This is a genomic window from Endozoicomonas atrinae, from assembly GCF_001647025.1.
Lineage (GTDB): Bacteria > Pseudomonadota > Gammaproteobacteria > Pseudomonadales > Endozoicomonadaceae > Endozoicomonas > Endozoicomonas atrinae.
Map to the genome: position 1 here is coordinate 1 of NZ_LUKQ02000052.1, position 16422 is coordinate 16422.

Here is a 16422-nt window from a genome sequence, read left to right on the forward strand (position 1 = left end):
GAAAATCAACATCATTAAAACCTTCGGGTAGCTGTGGTCGACGAGACATCTGTTCTAGATAATGCATGGTAATGATGCCTAAGCATAGTTGGCGGCAGCTTAAGGATTTAGAAAATGCGATTGGTATGAGTTCTGCCAGCAGCTCAAGTCGGTTAGCGCCAGCTATTCCCTGGTCAAGAATGTATTGGCTGGACATGTGAATACACCATGCTTCAAGAATGAAGCATGGAGTGTAGACGGGAAATCACAGAGCTAAAGAAGTCCGCTCAAACTGGGGATTACAAGGTCCGGGTTGGCCTGCTCAATAGGTTCACCATGGTTATACCCATAGGGAAGGCCAACCACACGGACACCAGCAGCCCTAGCGGCATGAATGTCATTAACAGAGTCTCCGATCATCAGGGACTCGTCCGATGGAATATCAAACCTATGCATGGCGTGTAGCAAAGGCATGGGGTGGGGCTTCTTTTCAGTCAGGCTGTCACCCCCGATGGTCAAATCAAAGTAGTGGTGAATACCCATCAACTGCAGCAGGCGGTCAGTGAACTGCTCACTTTTGTTGGTAATGACGACCTGTTTAATGCCGCGCCCCTTCATCGCCTCAAGAAAGTCAGACACACCAGGGTACAGGTAGCTGTGGTGCCCGAGTTCTTCGCTGTAATGGGACTTGAAGCGCTCGTGGGCTGTTTCAAACAGAGAGGAATCCACCTGGCCGGGTTTATCTCCGAGCATATCATCAGCCAGCGCGCGTTTAACCAGTGAAGGTATGCCGTTGCCAACCCATAAGCGGGTTTTGGATTCACCGGCTGCAGGCATTCCCATATCGAGTAGCATCTTGTCCAGTGCGGCGGCCAGGTCAGGTACGCTTTCAACCAGTGTGCCATCCAGGTCGTACATTACCAGGGATAGGTTGTTCAGAAATGGATGGCCCTTGGTGAGTGATGTTTTCATGGTTTATATAGCCACTACCTCAGCTAGTTCGGAACGCATTTGAGTTACGACATCCTGGTAGTTGTCAGCACCAAAGATCGCAGAACCGGCAACAAAAGTATCAGCACCTGCCTCGGCAATCTGGCGGATATTGCTGGCTGAAACACCACCATCGACCTGAAGGCGGATATTCAGCCCGCTATCATCAATCAGCTTGCGAACCCTGCAGAGTTTTTTCAGTGTGGAGGGGATGAACTTCTGACCGCCAAAGCCAGGGTTTACTGACATCAACAGGATCATATCCAGTTTGTCCATCACGTACTCTAGTACATCGGGAGATGTGGCAGGGTTGAGCACCAGTCCAGCCTGGCAGCCACCTTCGCGAATAAGTTGTAAGCTGCGATCAATATGCTCAGATGCTTCCGGGTGGAATGTAATCATACTGGCACCCGCTTCAATAAAATCACCGATTATACGATCCACAGGACTGACCATCAGATGAACGTCGATGGGGGCGGTAACGCCATGTTTTCTCAGGGCCTTGCATACCATAGGGCCTAGAGTAAGGTTGGGGACGTAATGGTTGTCCATAACATCAAAGTGAACCCAATCCGCTCCAGCGGCCAAAACATTATCGACCTCTTCGCCCAGACGGGCAAAATCTGCGGAAAGGATACTCGGGGCAATAATAAAGTCGCGCATGGTGTTCCTGATCTGCCGGTGTATGATTTTTTGCGATTGTAACTGGTTGTCAGAGCTCTGTCAGGTGCAGCTGGCATCATGACAGATTGCAGAGTCGAACTGGTCGTTTCAGGCAAAAAAACATACCGGTTGAATAGTAAAGATTCGTGTCTTGATTGTTTGGTTTTAATCATATTTTTTGAATGTTTTTTCAATTTCTGCTGGTGAGTTTTGAGCTTTGTGCGTGTCTATAATCGAGAGCTGAATTCCTTATATTGGTTTTCATTTGATTGGCAGCATTGTTTCTGGTTGGTGAGGCTTGTGATAGAAATTAAGACGATGTTTTTGTTCTTCTCAAGAGCTTTGGTGTGGGGAGTGGGGTGGTGTTTGCGTGGTTGTATCGCACTTGCTATCACTGGCCCGGCAATCGCAAGTATTCATGATCTGCCTGCTGAGGTTGTTGTTTCAGACTATGCTGGCTCTTTGGAATTGAGGGATATATACGGCGTTCAAGGAAGTTTGAAATATACAGAGGGTTGTCTGATGGGGGTTGCCGAGTCCTGTCGAATAATGGTTTCAGTCCCATCAGAGGCGGAAGAAGTTGATGAAATGGAGGAAGTTGAAGACGGGGTTTTTGGTTATGTTAATTATCTTTCTTACCTTAAAAGAACCGGGCAGTCGTTACAGGTGGACTTTGAGGAAATAATGACTGAGTCTGCTTCAGCGGTTTCTGGTTACAAGGTGTTGTTTACAACGGAAAGTAAGATGAAGCGGTTTGTAAAAAGAATTGATTCAAGGACAATGCCTGCCCCTTTGCAGAAAAACCCTTTGTTACTTTTTTTAATCCTTGCAACGCATCAGTCGGCCCTTGATTTGATGCTGTCCCCTGAAAGAAATCTTTATATTATGAGCCTGGAGTGGATGGATTTTAGGTCACTGTATATCAGTGGGGCCGGGCGTGGTGGCCTATATGGCTATCGATATTACAATTTTCCCAAGGATAATGAACTCTTTCTGGATCTTGGGGGGCCTTTCAGTATAAATGGTCTCACAGAAGGTGTCGGGTTCAGCTTTGCAGATAATGACAGAACGCAACCACCGGTGAGAATGGTGACGGGGTATCACGGGGATCAGAAAAACGGATTTGTAAATAGAATGTCTTTGGTTGTCACTTACGTAGCCCTTGCCGGTGGTTTTGGAGTGAGTTTATGGAGCCGAAGTGTTGTGGGCTTTCTGGTGAGCTCCCTCCTGCTGGCTGTTGAAGTCCGGACAAGTGCTGCGTCCTCAGAACTTGAGATGCTTGCCAGAAGGGTGCTTCCGGAGGGGCTTCAGTTTAATCCGGATTTTCAGGGGCGTCATATTTTAAAAGTTCTCAGGGCTGCTGACAGTGATTTGGAGGTGCTTCATTAGTCATGCCTCTCCAGAGCTGATGAGAAACTGCAAATTATTTAGGTAAAACAATGTGCTGGAAGAAATATTCCGTCAGCTATTCCCCTGGGTATACTGTCCCAGAAGGCAGTTAGGGTGGTTCTGAGTTTTTAAGAGGGGGCTGGCTCGCAAGGGGGCTTTATTTCCTCTTGCCAAACGGTATAATACCGCTCCCGTTTCCCGATTGAGCGCCCAATGTTTTGAACAGGCCGGTATTGCTGATCTGGGGCTATTAGCCTGGCTCTTGCCCAGCAGGGAACGGCCATGTAGGAACAGGTATTGCGTAAGCGATATCATAGAGGCGAATTTAATGAAAACTTTTAGTGCTAAGCCAGAAACAGTAAAACGTGACTGGTTCGTAGTTGATGCCGAAGGCAAAACGCTGGGTCGTCTGGCAACAGAAATCGCTTTGCGTCTGCGCGGCAAGCATAAGCCAGAGTTCACTCCGCATGTGGACACTGGTGACTACATCGTTGTAGTAAACGCCGAGAAAGTACGTGTTACCGGACGTAAGTCTACTGACAAGATGTACCACCGCCACACCGGTTACATCGGCGGCCTGAAGTCCATGAGCTTTGATAAGCTGATCGGACACAATCCGGCTCTGGTAATCGAACTGGCTGTTAAGGGGATGCTGCCCAAGAATGCTCTGGGTCGTGCCATGTACAGCAAGCTGAAGGTTTATGCCGGAAGCGAGCACCCACATGCTGCTCAGCAGCCTCAGCAACTGGAAATTTAATCAGGGGTGGTTATGTCTGTAACTCAATACTACGGAACTGGACGTCGTAAGTCCTCAACCGCACGTGTTTTTCTGAGAGCTGGTTCTGGCAGTATCACTGTCAATGGCCGTACTCTGGATGAATACTTCGGCCGTGAAACTGCTCGCATGGTAGTTCGTCAACCATTGGAACTGACTGAGCTGACTGAAAAGTTTGACATCAAGATCACTGTATCTGGTGGCGGCGGTTCTGGTCAGGCAGGTGCTATCCGTCACGGTATCACCCGCGCGCTGATGCAGTACGATGAGACTCTGCGCTCTCCTCTGCGTAAAGCTGGTTACGTTACCCGTGACGCTCGTGAAGTTGAGCGTAAGAAAGTGGGTCTGCGTAAAGCTCGTAAGCGTCCACAGTTCTCCAAGCGCTGATATTGTGCTCAGACAACCTGCCGGTTTCTCCAGCAGGTTGTTGGACTGCTGGAAAACTTCCCTTTATGCCTCTTTCGGGAGAGCGTATCGGGAAGTTTTTTTATGTCTGAAGAATTTGTTAAAAAACGTATGCCCTGTTTTCTCTATGGGCATTTTTTTTGTGCGCTAAAACCAGTATCATTACGCACTGCCGCTTATGTGGGTAAGTATAATGCGATGCGGCTTTATTGTTGGGGGTTGATTACAGCTGTCAGGTTGCCCTTTTGGGTTGCAGGTGGTTCTGCGAGAGAGCTTTTGAGTCTTTCTTTTTGTGAGACTGCTTAACAAAAGCCCTGTTTCAGAAGTAAATCTGTTATCATGTCTGATGTCTTTTGTTTGGTTTTGTGACGCACGGACTGTGATAGACGGCATCCTGCCAATAATAAAGTTTTGGGGTTCAAAAACGGAAAGCCGGTTTAATAATCGATTGGAAGTTTACTGAGTTCCTGGCTGGGGGTCTGAGGAGACCTCAGTTATCACACCCATGAACAAAAAGAAGTCATTGGGCATTCAGCCCGGATGGGGAGAGTAGGTTAATGAGTGACAACGGCGTAAACAAAGGCCGGCGCCGCTTTCTCGTGGCAGCGACTTCGGTGGTGGGGGCTGCCGGGGCTGTAGGGGTTGCTACGCCTTTTCTGAAGTCGTGGAACCCGAGTGCAAAAGCAAAAGCTGCCGGTGCACCTGTCAAAGTCAATTTAAGCAAGCTGGAGCCTGGTCAGCAGGTTGTCTATGAATGGCGGGGTAAACCAGTCTTTGTGCTGCGCCGTACCAAAGACATGCTTAATGAGCTGCCATCACAGGATGGTCGTTTGCGCGACCCTAAATCAGAAAACTCAGAACAGCCTGAGTATGCCACTAATCCTTACCGTTCACGTACGGAAGATGTCCTGGTACTGGTCGGTTTGTGTACCCACCTTGGGTGTTCTCCAAAATATCTGCCGGAAGTCAAACCCATGGAGTTTGATGCCAACTGGAAGGGCGGGTATTTCTGCCCCTGCCATGGTTCGCGGTTCGATCTGGCTGGTCGTGTGTATAAAGGAGTACCCGCCCCAACGAATCTGGTCGTGCCACCCTACTCCTTTGAAGGCGATGATATTCTGATTATCGGTAAAGATGAGGAGAATGCGTGATGGGAAATAAAATAATGGACTGGGTTGATGCCCGACTTCCCGTCACCCAGGCGTGGGAGAAGCATCTCAGCAAATACTATGCGCCCAAAAACTTCAACTTCTGGTATTTCTTTGGCTCTTTGGCTCTACTGGTTCTGGTCAACCAGATCCTGACCGGTATCTGGCTGACCATGAGTTATGTGCCCAGCGCTGAAGCCGCTTTTGCTTCTGTTGAGTACATCATGCGGGATGTGGAATATGGCTGGTTGATCCGCTATATGCATTCCACCGGTGCATCCATGTTCTTTGTGGTTATTTATTGCCACATGTTTCGTGGTCTTCTCTATGGGTCCTACAAAGCCCCGCGGGAGTTGATCTGGATCTTTGGTATGGCAATCTACCTGGCGCTGATGGGTGAGGCCTTTATGGGGTACCTGCTGCCCTGGGGGCAGATGTCCTACTGGGGGGCCCAGGTTATTATTTCCCTGTTTGGTGCCATTCCGGTTATTGGTCCGGATCTTCAGCAGTGGATTCGTGGTGACTTCCTGATTTCCGGTATCACGCTGAACCGCTTCTTTGCGCTGCATGTCATTGCGCTGCCAATCGTCATTCTTGGTCTGGTGGTTCTGCATATCCTGGCGCTGCATGAAGTCGGTTCAAATAATCCGGACGGTATTGAAATCAAGAAAAATAAAGGGCCTGATGGTGTACCTCTCGATGGTATCGCTTTCCACCCCTACTACACCGTTAAAGACATTGTGGGTGTTGTGGTCTTCCTGTTTGTCTTCTGTGGAATTATTTTCTTCTTCCCGGAGATGGGTGGGTTCTTCCTTGAGCATGCCAACTTTGAACCGGCTAATGGCCTGAAGACACCAGAGCATATTGCGCCAGTATGGTATTTTGGTGCGTTCTACTCCATCCTCCGGGCGATTACCTTTGATATTGGGCCAATCGACTCCAAACTGGGTGGTGTTATCGCCATGGGTGGTGCGATTGCTATTCTCTTTGTTCTGCCATGGCTGGACCGCAGTCCGGTTAAATCCTGGCGCTACAAGGGGATTATCAGTAGAACCAGTATCGTGATCTTTGCCTTTGTCTTCATTCTCCTGACATGGCTGGGAACACAGCCAGCTACAGTGACTTATACGCTTATTGCTCAGATTTGTACGCTGATTTACTTTGCGTTCTTCCTGTTGATGCCTTTTTACACTCGGTGGGAGAAGACTAAACCTGTACCGGAGAGGGTGACCGGCTAATGAAAAGAATAATACTGACCATTAAGTTGTTTCTGGTTTCGGTGCTGTTTTCATCGTTGGCGGCAGCTGCCGGTGGGGGATACCCTCTTGATGAGGCCAATGTTGATCCTTCTGACAAGGCTTCGCTGCAGCGGGGGGCGAAATATTACCAGAACTTTTGCGCAGGTTGTCATGCTACACAGTTCCAGCGCTATGAGCGTGTAGCGGATGACTTGGGGATTCCTCATGACCTGATGATGGAAAATCTGGTGTTCGATAAGTCGGCCAAAATTGGTGACCTGATGCACAACAGTATGGATCCCAAAGAGGCGAAGGAGTGGTTTGGTGCTGCCCCCCCGGATCTGACACTGGTTTCCCGGGTTAAAGGTGGGCCTGACTGGTTGTATACCTATCTCAGGACCTTTTATGAAGACCCTAGTCGCCCTTATGGGGTAAACAACAAGGTCTTCCCGGATGTGGGTATGCCTCATGTGCTTCTGGAGCTTCAGGGGGTGCAGATCGACAATTGTGGTGATACAGATCCAACGGCTCGTGATCCGCTGACCGGAGATAAAATCTGTGGTCTGACGATTGATCCTGAGCGTAAGGGGAGTATGAGTCCTGCTGAGTACGATCAAATGGCCTATGATTTGACCAACTTCCTTGCATACTCTGCAGAGCCAATGCAAGAGCAGCGTAAGCAGCTGGGTATTTATGTATTCCTGTTCCTGGCTGTATTCCTTGTGTTTGCCTATCTGCTCAAGCGCGAATTCTGGAAGGATGTTCATTAATCAATAGTCGCCGTTATCGGCTTTCAGAATTACAAAGCCCACAAGAAGATCCTTCTTTGTGGGCTTTGTGCTCTTTGTAGATCTAAAAAAATCCTTTGCTCTGTTTCATCTCTGGCTGTCAGTAGAAGGGATTGCTAAGATTCCAGTTTTCTGTATCCCCCTCTGGTATTTAAGACTATGAGTAAATCACTTCGTGATCAGCTGATGAAGGCTGGTCTTGCGACCAAGCAGCAGGCATTGCAGGCGAAAACCAGTAATAAGAAAAAGAAAAAGCAGGCTGCCAAGTCTGGTGACATGACCGACCAGGAAAAGCGCCGTGTTGAGCTTGAGAAAGAAAGGCAGGCTCAAGCTGAGAAAGATCGTGAGCGGAATCGACAGCTTGAGGATGAGCGCCAGCGTAAGGCGTTGGATGCTCAGGTTCGTCAGCTGATTGAGACTAACAGGTTGTCCCGTGACGGGGGGGAAGCAGAATATAAGTTTGTTTATGAAAACAAAATTAAGAAGCTGTATGTTACTGATGAACAGTTGACCAAGTTAGAAAGAGGTTTGCTGGCTCTGGCTGTTCTGGGTGAGGATTTTCTGGTTATTCCTGCCCCGGTGGCCAGTAAGATTGCAGAGCGTAAGCCTGAAGCGATTGTCATGCAGAATGATAAATCTGGCGATCTGACTGAGGAAGAAGAGGATTGGTACGCGGATTATCAGATTCCGGATGACCTGATGTGGTAACGGGGGCTAACCCCCCGTTCAATAATGCGTTCTCATGATGTTACTGAATGCAGGAGAACCATTTCAGGCTGCTTTGTCTAATGAATTAGTCAACAGTAGCCAGTGCTTCTATTTCTACTTTCACGTCTTTTGGCAGACGGGCAACTTCAACCAGGCTGCGAGCAGGGAAGGGGACTTTGAAGTACTGTTTGTAGACTTCATTAATATTGCTGAATTCATCCATATCGCGAACGAATACGGTGACTTTTTTCACCCGGTTCATGCCGCTGCCTGCAGCTTCCAATACGGCTTTCAGGTTTTTCAGACACTGATGCGCCTGCTCTTTCGTGTTTTCAGAGACTTCTCCGGTTTCCGGATCAATAGGCAGCTGGCCAGATGTGAATACCAGGTTGCCAAAGCGCATACCCTGAGAGTAAGGGCCGATTGCTGGAGGAGCATCAGGGGTTTCGATCACTTTTTCCATGATAATTAAGCCAGTTTGTTTAGGGAAAGGGGCGAAATTTTAGAGATGTGTAGTGTGTTTGTCATCGGATCAAAGTCAATGTATCAGTATATTTTGGTACAAATACTTAATAGTAGAGTGTAAAAATTAGCCGAATTCTTATATGGGTAGTGAGGGCAGAGGGCAACCTCTTGCTTCTTGGGTTTGTCAGGGTGGGGGCTGGTTGTTGAATTTGTGGTGAGTGCGTATGCATTTCCATGCAGAGCGATGCTGTCACAATAAGAGTGAGTTCTCTCACCAATCATCATCTCTGCGAAGGGAGAATCCTCCGCGAACCCTGAATTCCCACTTTCGAGGCGATGACGGTTGGTGGGGAACCCACCCGTTACAACAATCTCAGAGTACGGCAACGAGTAGTATTGGTGGTATCACGGTGCTTTAGTGGCAGTGGTGTTGATGTATTCTCCGGTTTTTACGTAGTGATCTAACTCGCTAATACGGCTTTGAATTTCTGGATCTAATGGATTTCCAAGCCAGACTCTCCAAGGTAAGGCTGGTTTGTCCGCATCAATTGCTTGAGCAGAATTGAGGCCAAAGAATATCTCCTGGTCTTCAGTGTCTTTTAACAGGTATGTAGCGCCAACAATCTCATCATGCATCTCTTCATGCTCAAGAGGGGTGTTAATTAAGTTAGCATTACCGGGGAGGTCTAATTCTTCCTGAAATGCGTCAAGTTGCTGCTGACTTCGGTGAGTTGTATCGGTTTCATCTTTGGCGGGTTGAAGGCCGCCCTTCAGATAGATTAAATGCATATTTACATTGCCTTCCTTTTTGGCGAGTTCCCGTACTGTTATTTTTCTGTCTGTAATTGTTTTTAGTCGTGCTTCATCATGCTGCATATCCGCGCTTGCCAGTTCGGAGGGCTGTCCTGCTGGCTTCTGGCACAGAGGGGTTGGTGGTAGCCTTGTGTAGTATTTAATCGTAACTTCTTTAAGCTTCGGAGATGTTTCTTTGGAAGCGGTGTCGGCTTTAGTGATTTCAGAAGATGTGTCCGTGAGGGGCGATGGTTGGTCAGGTGTCTTTGAGGTCGCAATGCCTGACTGTGAGTTCTGCCCGGCTTCAGCCTTACCGATGACTTCCCGTTCGGCAATGAGTGTTTCAATCATGCGTTGCATGGTGACTAAAGCGGAGCGCTTGATGCTGTCTTCGCCAGGTACTGAGAACACGGTATGCTGCTTGAGATTTGCAAGAGTGGTGCCGAATTCTGCCTTTATTTTTGCGTCTTTTTCATCAGAATTATTATCAAAGCGGTGGGTTTTTACTGTCATCTCAAGGTGGGAGATGACAGCTCCTGCGGTGATAGACATTTGTTCGTTCCTGTTGTCGGTTAGGCAGCCCGTCAATGCATACGAAAAAATGCTGAGAAGCAGTATCTTCTCTTTGAATGAAGTGCTCATTTCTTTGCACTTTGGTATGAGCTTTTTGGCATTTTAAAGGTTTGCACTGGGCTGATTTTTCTTTGAATGAATAAGAAAAATAGAACAGCTCATCCTGGTGTCCAGACTTTTTCTCAGACAATAGTACTGTTTGTCAGTTTTGCAGGCTTTTTAAAAGAAGATTGACCAGCCCGCTCCGGTATTTTTTTTTATTCAGTAATAACCATAACTGCCTTTTCATGGTTTTTTTGGGGAAGGGAAGTGGTACTAGCTCACCCTGAGCAAGTTCCTTGGCTATGCAGAGTTCAGATAGGCAGCTAATACCAATGCCGGAGCGCACTACGCTTTTGATGGCCTCAGTCTGGTTGAGCTCCATTTTCAGGTGCCTTTGTCGTAAATGCTGACCAATATGAAGCTCAAAAAGCATACGAGTTCCGGATCCAGGCTCCCGTAAAATCCATTCCGTCTGCTCAAGACTCTCAATGGTTACCGTTTTCCTTTTTGCCAGTGGATGTTCGCTGCTGCAAAAGAGGATCAAATGGTCTTCCCTCCAGGGAATGGTTTCAATGCCGGGGTGTTGGCAAGGGCCTTCCACGCAGGCCAGGTCGATCTCCAGTGATGCCAGCTTCTCAATGATGGTGGTGGTGTTGTGGATATCCAGTGCTACGGTGATTTCCGGATTGGCATTTTCAAACCGGGCCAGCTCTTCCGGTAAGAGATAGTTGCCAACCGTAGTGCTGGCTCCAATGGTCAATTTACCGCTGTGATGGTCGCTGTGATTAAACAATCGTGAGATTTCTTCACTTCGGTCCAATAACTCACACGCAAGTGGAAGTAGCTTCTTTCCTTCTGCGTTCAGGATAAGTCTATTGCCTGTGCGGTCAAATAGCTGGCCGTTTAAGTGCTTTTCCAGTTCAGACAGGGCCATGCTGGTTGCTGGTTGGGATAGATACAGTTGCCGTGCAGCCAGTTGAACCTGACCAAGAGTCGCTATGGCTCTGAATACTTGCAGTTGTCTTAACGTTATATGCACGTTATTGCCACCCGGATCACTGATTATCTTATTGAATTTTATATAGTATAAGTAAAACTTAATCTAACTATCCATAAGATTGATTTTTCTTATTTTCTGTTGGGTTATATCTTTATTCCAACTATTTTCTGGAGATGAGTACAAGTGGCCGTTGTCAGTCAGTTAGAAGATGGCTTGCAGATGCATAAAACAGGTTTGAGTGTCCGTCTCAGGAAGGTGCCGACTCCGCTGGGAGGCCTGGCGTTGGGTATTGCCAGTCTGGGAGCGGTCTGGGCTTTGGTACTGCCAGGCTTTGCCGAGTGGTTTAAGTTGTCGTCGGCGCTGGTAGCCAGTTTGCTGGTTTTGGCAATTATGCTGAAATTCTTGAGCAATCCTGACCTGTTTCGGGAGGATCTGGCTCACCCCGTTGTAAGCAGCGTGATGCCAACCTGTGCGATGGCCAGTATGGTGATTGCGCAATCTTTGTTGTCGGTGGCACCTGTTTTTGCCAAGGGGCTCTGGCTGTTGGCGGTTGTTGCTCATCTCCTTTTATTTATAGGTTTTACGGTTCACAGATTTATTGATTTTCATTTGCACCATATGGTCCCAAGCTGGTTTGTGCCCCCAGTGGGCATTATTGTCGCGGCTGTTACCAGCGCGGGTATGGGGCATGAAAAGCTGGTCTTTACGCTGTTTGTTTTTGGGCTTTGCTGCTACTTCATAAAACTGCCAGTCATGTTATATCGTCTGATTTTCAGAGAGGCGATTCCTGATGCCGCACTACCTACATTTGCCATTATGGCGGCACCAGCGAGCCTTTCTCTGGCGGGTTATCTGTCCATAACTAACCAGCCAAATTACTTACTGGTTGCAGTCCTGCTGCCATTGGCTATTTTTATGACGAGTCTGGTCTATGTTGCGTTTGTCCGTTTGCTGCGCCTGCCGTTTTCACCTGGATATGCCGCTTTCACATTTCCAATGGTGATTGGGGCTACAGCGTTGTTTAAGCTGGCGGATATACTTAATCAACAGGGCTATCAAAAAGTTTGTGATCTTATTAACAATCTGGCCGGTTTTGAACTTTTGGTGGCGACGGTGATCGTATTTTATGTTGCCCTCCGCTATCTCTGGTTTTACTTCTCACCTCGCCATTCCTGATGTATGTCGAGACATGGACTGACCGGTCAATATGGCCATGGGTAAATTGAACTCATGGCCTGAAATGTCGAACTTATGATCCCTCTCTATTTCGGCATTTATTTATAAACGGAACAGGAAATGTCGGTAACACACTCTGGCGCTGGTCTCGCCATCCCCATGCTGATCTTCTGTGGTCTTTTCTTATTGGCCGCTATTTCAGCGATCCTTCTTAAAAAGCTGCGCTTTCCCTATACCATTGGGCTGGTTGTGATCGGTATGGCCCTCGGGATAGCGGCTGAGTATTGTGAAATACTGGCTCCCATTCTCCGTCTTTCCCTGACGCATGACCTGATCATGTATGTTCTGCTGCCAGTGCTGGTTTTTGAGGCAGCTATCAATATAAAGCTTTCAGCGCTTTTGAAAGAACTGGTGCCTGTGTTGATGCTGGCAATTCTGGGTGTGGTTCTGTCTACCCTGGTTGTGGGCGTGATTCTGGGTGAATTGACACCTCTGACACTGGCAGGTGCGCTGCTGTTTGGTGCACTGATTTCGGCAACGGATCCAGTCGCGGTCATTGCGCTTTTTAAAGAGGTTAAAGCACCTGAGCGGATGTCTCTGCTGATGGATGCAGAGAGCTTGTTTAATGACGCAACCGCGATTGTCATGTTTGGTATTGTGCTCTCGATCATTCAATCGGGAACCGGGCTGTCTGGTGGTACTTTTTTTGCGGCCTTTATCGAGTTTTTCAGGGTTTTCTTTGGCGGGATTTTTGTCGGTACGGCCATGGGGGCAGGAATGCTGGTATTGCTCCGGTTATCAAGGGGCATGCCTTATGTTCACATCGCGCTGACAACCATTCTTGCGTTTGCCAGCTTTATCATCGCTGACCATGTCTTTGAAACCTCTGGTGTGATGTCGGTTATCGCTGCCGGAATTATCACTCGCAGCTATGGTCGTCGGGCCATGGCAGACTTTATGACGTTGCGCCATCTTGATCCTTACTGGGAGTTTATGGCGTTTGTTGCCAATAGTTTTATTTTCCTGCTGTTAGGGTTAAGTGAAGACTTCCTGCTTCGGAATATTGAGCATCTCAGCATGTTCTACCCCACGCTAATCATTGCCATTGTGGCTGTGCTCCTGGCGCGCTTCCTGGTGGTATATCTGTTGCTGCCAGTCAGTAATTTGATTCCACTCAGTGGAAAGGTGGACAGCAGTTCAATGAAGGTGATGTTCTGGGGAGGGTTGAGAGGCGTTGTGCCGGTTGCCCTGATGCTGTCAATTCCGGACTCCATGCCTGAAAAGCGAATGATCATAGAAATGACGCTTGCTGTTATTCTTTTCTCACTGCTGATTCAGGGGACTACCATTGGCTGGTTGATGTCCCGTCTGGGGATAAAAAAGGAAGCTTGACTCTACTCAATTGAATCAATATTTGGGTGCTGCTGGGTCTCAGCCTTATAATACCTGTTTTGGCATTCTATCAGCCTGCTCCCATTCAGGCTCAGGTCTTATTGAGAAAGCAATTTCATGACTGTACGCACCCGTATTGCACCTTCCCCTACCGGCGATCCCCATGTCGGTACTGCTTATATTGCTCTGTTTAATCTGGCGTTTGCCAAGAGTCAGGGCGGCCAGTTTCTGCTGCGTATCGAAGATACCGACCAAACAAGAAGTACGCCAGAATCTGAGCAGCAGATTCTCGACTCCCTGCGCTGGCTTGGGTTGAATTGGGATGAAGGTCCTGATGTTGGTGGTCCGCATGGTCCTTATCGCCAAAGTGAGCGTCGTGAGATCTATGCTGAGCACGCTCATGTGCTGTTGAACAAAGGACATGCTTTCCGCTGTTTCTGTTCATCTGAGCGTCTTGATGTCCTGCGTGCAGAGCAAATGGCCAATAAGCAGACGCCTGGATACGATGGTCACTGCCTTCATCTTTCTGAAGATGAAGTCCAGGCCCGGCTGAATGCGGGTGAACCTCATGTGGTTCGAATGAAGGTGCCTGAAAGTGGCGTCTGTAAAGTGGATGATATGCTGCGTGGCACCATAGAGATTGACTGGTCTCAGGTGGATATGCAGGTACTGGTGAAAGCCGATGGCATGCCAACCTATCACCTGGCCAATGTTGTTGATGATCACCTGATGGAAATCACCCACGTTATTCGTGGTGAGGAATGGATTAACTCTGCACCCAAGCATCAGTTGCTGTATGAGTACTTTGGCTGGGATATGCCTGTGCTTTGTCATATGCCATTGCTGAGAAATCCTGACAAGAGCAAGTTGTCCAAGCGGAAGAACCCAACCTGTATTACTTACTATCGTGATATGGGCTATCTGCCAGAAGCGCTGTTGAACTACCTTGGTCGTATGGGTTGGTCCATGCCGGACGAGCGGGAGAAATTCAGTCTGGAAGAAATGCTGGCGGATTTTGATATCAAGCGGGTATCTCTGGGTGGTCCAATTTTTGACCAGGAAAAGCTCTCCTGGTTGAATGCCAGCTGGATCCGCGAAAATCTGACCACAGAGCAGTTTGCTGACCGCCTGCATCACTGGTTACTGAATCGTGACTACCTGATGAAGTTTCTGCCAATGGCGAAAGAGCGGGTTGAGCGACTGAGTGATTTTGCTCCCATAGCTGCCTTTATGTTCTCCGGTATGCTTGATCTGTCGTCTGAAGACTTTGCCCATAAAAAGCTGGAAGCGGGTGATGTTAAAAAGGTGCTGCAGTTCACTCTCTGGAAGCTGGAGCAGCTGCGTCAGTGGCAGCGTGATCAGATTTTCTCTGAAATTAAAGGGCTTTCCAAAGCAATGGACATCAAGCTGGGGGATTTTAATCATCCAATTTTTGTTGCTATTGCTGGTACGCCAAATTCCTGGTCTGTCATGGAGTCCATGGAGATCCTTGGACCGGACATGACACGTGCACGCCTTCGTCATGCTGTAGAGGTATTGGGGGGGGTTTCCAAAAAAGAAGCGAAGCGCCTGGAAAAAGAGTTTGCAGCGCTCTAACTCAGCTTCTTTGCCCTAAGGCCGGTTGTATACCGGCCTTTTTTATAGATGCATATATAACTGCACTATTATTTGAGCATAATTTTTATAAGCGACGCTTGACAGGATAGGGGGGCATCCATATCATTCGCCCTGCGTTTCGGGGGGCAAAACAAAGAGTTCTTCGAAAGGTGCTAAAGCAAAAGCAGTTGTTAAATACATTAAGTATTGTTGCTGCGAGGGTTTTGGGGCTATAGCTCAGCTGGGAGAGCGCAACACTGGCAGTGTTGAGGTCAGCGGTTCGATCCCGCTTAGCTCCACCATTTTATTGCGGGAATAGCTCAGTTGGTAGAGCGCAACCTTGCCAAGGTTGAGGTCGCGAGTTCGAACCTCGTTTCCCGCTCCAAATCTAGAGCTTAAGTGGTTTTTACATCATTTAAGTCGGAAGGATTGCGTCCCCTTCGTCTAGTGGCCTAGGACACCGCCCTTTCACGGCGGTAACAGGGGTTCGAGTCCCCTAGGGGACGCCACTTATTTACAAGGTTAGAAGAGCCTTTATAATCCATCTTCGCTGCGGGAATGGCTCAGTTGGTAGAGCGCAACCTTGCCAAGGTTGAGGTCGTACTTTCTTATGATAAGAATGAACCTCGTCTACCGCTCCAAATCTAGAGCTTAAGTGGTGGTAATATCATTTAAGTTAGAAGGCTTTGCGTCCCCTTCGTCTAGTGGCCTAGGACACCGCCCTTTCACGGCGGTAACAGGGGTTCGAGTCCCCTAGGGGACGCCACTTATTCTCTTTATAGAGAGAAAGGCTAGAAGAGCCTTTATAATCCATCTTCATTGCGGGAATGGCTCGTTGGTAGAGCGCACCTTACCAAGGTTTAGGTTGCACTTTTCTTGTGGCAAGAATGAACCTCGTTTCCCGCTCCAAATCTAGAGCTTAAGTGGTTTTTATATCATTTAAGTCAGAAGGATTGCGTCCCCTTCGTCTAGTGGCCTAGGACACCGCCCTTTCACGGCGGTAACAGGGGTTCGAGTCCCCTAGGGGACGCCACTTATTCTCTTTATAGAGAGCAAGAGATGAAGATCTCTTAAATCATCTTCGTTGCGGGAATAGCTCAGTTGGTAGAGCGCAACCTTGCCAAGGTTGAGGTCGCGAGTTCGAACCTCGTTTCCCGCTCCAATTTCAAAATGTTGTATTTGTTATAAAAAATGGCATAATGCAGCAGGTTGATATGGGGCTATAGCTCAGCTGGGAGAGCGCAACACTGGCAGTGTTGAGGTCAGCGGTTCGATCCCGCTTAGCTCCACCAAACATCGTTTG

Annotated in this window: 17 protein-coding genes and 8 tRNA genes; 19 read left to right on the forward strand and 6 right to left on the reverse strand. The window is 48.2% G+C overall.

What is annotated here, in order from left to right:
* The 3 genes from AK963_RS09625 to rpe form a co-directional block, all read right to left on the reverse strand.
* Positions 1-196, reverse strand: a 196-nt coding sequence (locus tag AK963_RS09625; protein WP_139117332.1) for a hypothetical protein, incomplete at its 3' end; no start/stop codon positions are given.
* 56 nt (positions 197-252) lie between these two features.
* Positions 253-951 (reverse strand): phosphoglycolate phosphatase, encoded by a 699-nt coding sequence (locus AK963_RS09630; RefSeq protein ID WP_066015246.1) that lies wholly within the window; start codon positions 949-951, stop codon positions 253-255.
* A 3-nt stretch (positions 952-954) separates the two neighbouring features.
* Complete coding sequence (gene rpe / locus AK963_RS09635; protein WP_066015247.1) at positions 955-1632, reverse strand: ribulose-phosphate 3-epimerase; 678 nt, start codon at positions 1630-1632, stop codon at positions 955-957.
* A gap of 354 nt (positions 1633-1986) precedes the next feature.
* On the opposite strand from rpe, the gene AK963_RS09640 reads away from it, so the two are divergent.
* The 8 genes from AK963_RS09640 (at position 1987) to AK963_RS09670 (ending at position 8083) form a co-directional block, all read left to right on the forward strand.
* Positions 1987-3021: a hypothetical protein gene (locus tag AK963_RS09640; RefSeq protein WP_139117333.1), complete on the forward strand. Its 1035-nt coding sequence runs from the start codon at positions 1987-1989 to the stop codon at positions 3019-3021.
* A gap of 328 nt (positions 3022-3349) precedes the next feature.
* Positions 3350-3778, forward strand: a complete 429-nt coding sequence (gene rplM, locus AK963_RS09645; RefSeq protein ID WP_066015249.1) for a 50S ribosomal protein L13 — start codon at positions 3350-3352, stop codon at positions 3776-3778.
* Positions 3779-3790: 12 nt separating this feature from the next.
* On the forward strand, positions 3791-4183 hold the full coding sequence (rpsI, locus tag AK963_RS09650; protein ID WP_066015250.1) for a 30S ribosomal protein S9: 393 nt from the start codon (positions 3791-3793) through the stop codon (positions 4181-4183).
* 102 nt (positions 4184-4285) lie between these two features.
* Entirely contained in the window at positions 4286-4507 is a 222-nt protein-coding gene (locus AK963_RS31925) for a hypothetical protein (protein ID WP_139117334.1), read from the forward strand.
* Between the two features lie 251 nt (positions 4508-4758).
* Positions 4759-5352 carry a ubiquinol-cytochrome c reductase iron-sulfur subunit gene (gene petA, locus AK963_RS09655; protein ID WP_066015251.1) on the forward strand — a complete coding sequence of 198 codons (594 nt, stop codon included), beginning with the start codon at positions 4759-4761 and terminating at the stop codon, positions 5350-5352.
* A complete protein-coding gene (locus AK963_RS09660) occupies positions 5352-6587 on the forward strand; it encodes a cytochrome b (protein WP_066015252.1) in 1236 nt (411 codons plus the stop codon). Before petA ends, AK963_RS09660 begins: the two co-directional genes overlap by 1 nt.
* On the forward strand, positions 6587-7357 hold the full coding sequence (locus AK963_RS09665; RefSeq protein WP_066015253.1) for a cytochrome c1: 771 nt from the start codon (positions 6587-6589) through the stop codon (positions 7355-7357). Before AK963_RS09660 ends, AK963_RS09665 begins: the two co-directional genes overlap by 1 nt.
* Positions 7358-7534: 177 nt before the next feature.
* Positions 7535-8083 (forward strand): DUF2058 domain-containing protein, encoded by a 549-nt coding sequence (locus tag AK963_RS09670; RefSeq protein ID WP_066015254.1) that lies wholly within the window; start codon positions 7535-7537, stop codon positions 8081-8083.
* Positions 8084-8168: 85 nt separating this feature from the next.
* On the opposite strand, the gene AK963_RS09675 is transcribed toward AK963_RS09670, so the two are convergent.
* From AK963_RS09675 to AK963_RS09685, 3 genes are all read right to left on the reverse strand, one after another.
* Positions 8169-8546: a RidA family protein gene (locus AK963_RS09675; protein ID WP_066015255.1), complete on the reverse strand. Its 378-nt coding sequence runs from the start codon at positions 8544-8546 to the stop codon at positions 8169-8171.
* 407 nt (positions 8547-8953) lie between these two features.
* Positions 8954-9892, reverse strand: coding sequence for a hypothetical protein (locus tag AK963_RS09680; protein WP_066015256.1), 939 nt, complete (start codon positions 9890-9892; stop codon positions 8954-8956).
* Between the two features lie 223 nt (positions 9893-10115).
* On the reverse strand, positions 10116-10994 hold the full coding sequence (locus AK963_RS09685) for a LysR substrate-binding domain-containing protein (protein ID WP_066015257.1): 879 nt from the start codon (positions 10992-10994) through the stop codon (positions 10116-10118).
* Positions 10995-11174: 180 nt separating this feature from the next.
* Between AK963_RS09685 and AK963_RS09690 the strand changes: the two genes are divergently transcribed.
* From AK963_RS09690 to AK963_RS09740, 11 genes are all read left to right on the forward strand, one after another.
* Entirely contained in the window at positions 11175-12131 is a 957-nt protein-coding gene (locus AK963_RS09690; RefSeq protein WP_066015269.1) for a TDT family transporter, read from the forward strand.
* Positions 12132-12251: 120 nt separating this feature from the next.
* Positions 12252-13523 (forward strand): cation:proton antiporter, encoded by a 1272-nt coding sequence (locus tag AK963_RS09695; RefSeq protein WP_066015258.1) that lies wholly within the window; start codon positions 12252-12254, stop codon positions 13521-13523.
* A gap of 117 nt (positions 13524-13640) precedes the next feature.
* Positions 13641-15119, forward strand: a complete 1479-nt coding sequence (gltX, locus tag AK963_RS09700; protein ID WP_066015259.1) for a glutamate--tRNA ligase — start codon at positions 13641-13643, stop codon at positions 15117-15119.
* A gap of 226 nt (positions 15120-15345) precedes the next feature.
* A tRNA-Ala gene (locus AK963_RS09705) sits at positions 15346-15421 on the forward strand.
* A gap of 7 nt (positions 15422-15428) precedes the next feature.
* Positions 15429-15504: transfer RNA gene (locus tag AK963_RS09710), tRNA-Gly, on the forward strand.
* Positions 15505-15552: 48 nt separating this feature from the next.
* Positions 15553-15628: transfer RNA gene (locus AK963_RS09715), tRNA-Glu, on the forward strand.
* Between the two features lie 181 nt (positions 15629-15809).
* A tRNA-Glu gene (locus AK963_RS09725) sits at positions 15810-15885 on the forward strand.
* A gap of 55 nt (positions 15886-15940) precedes the next feature.
* A tRNA-Gly gene (locus AK963_RS33195) sits at positions 15941-16028 on the forward strand.
* A gap of 48 nt (positions 16029-16076) precedes the next feature.
* Positions 16077-16152, forward strand: a tRNA-Glu gene (locus AK963_RS09730).
* 53 nt (positions 16153-16205) lie between these two features.
* Positions 16206-16281, forward strand: a tRNA-Gly gene (locus tag AK963_RS09735).
* Positions 16282-16335: 54 nt separating this feature from the next.
* Positions 16336-16411, forward strand: a tRNA-Ala gene (locus AK963_RS09740).
* The last annotated feature ends 11 nt before the right edge of the window (positions 16412-16422 follow it).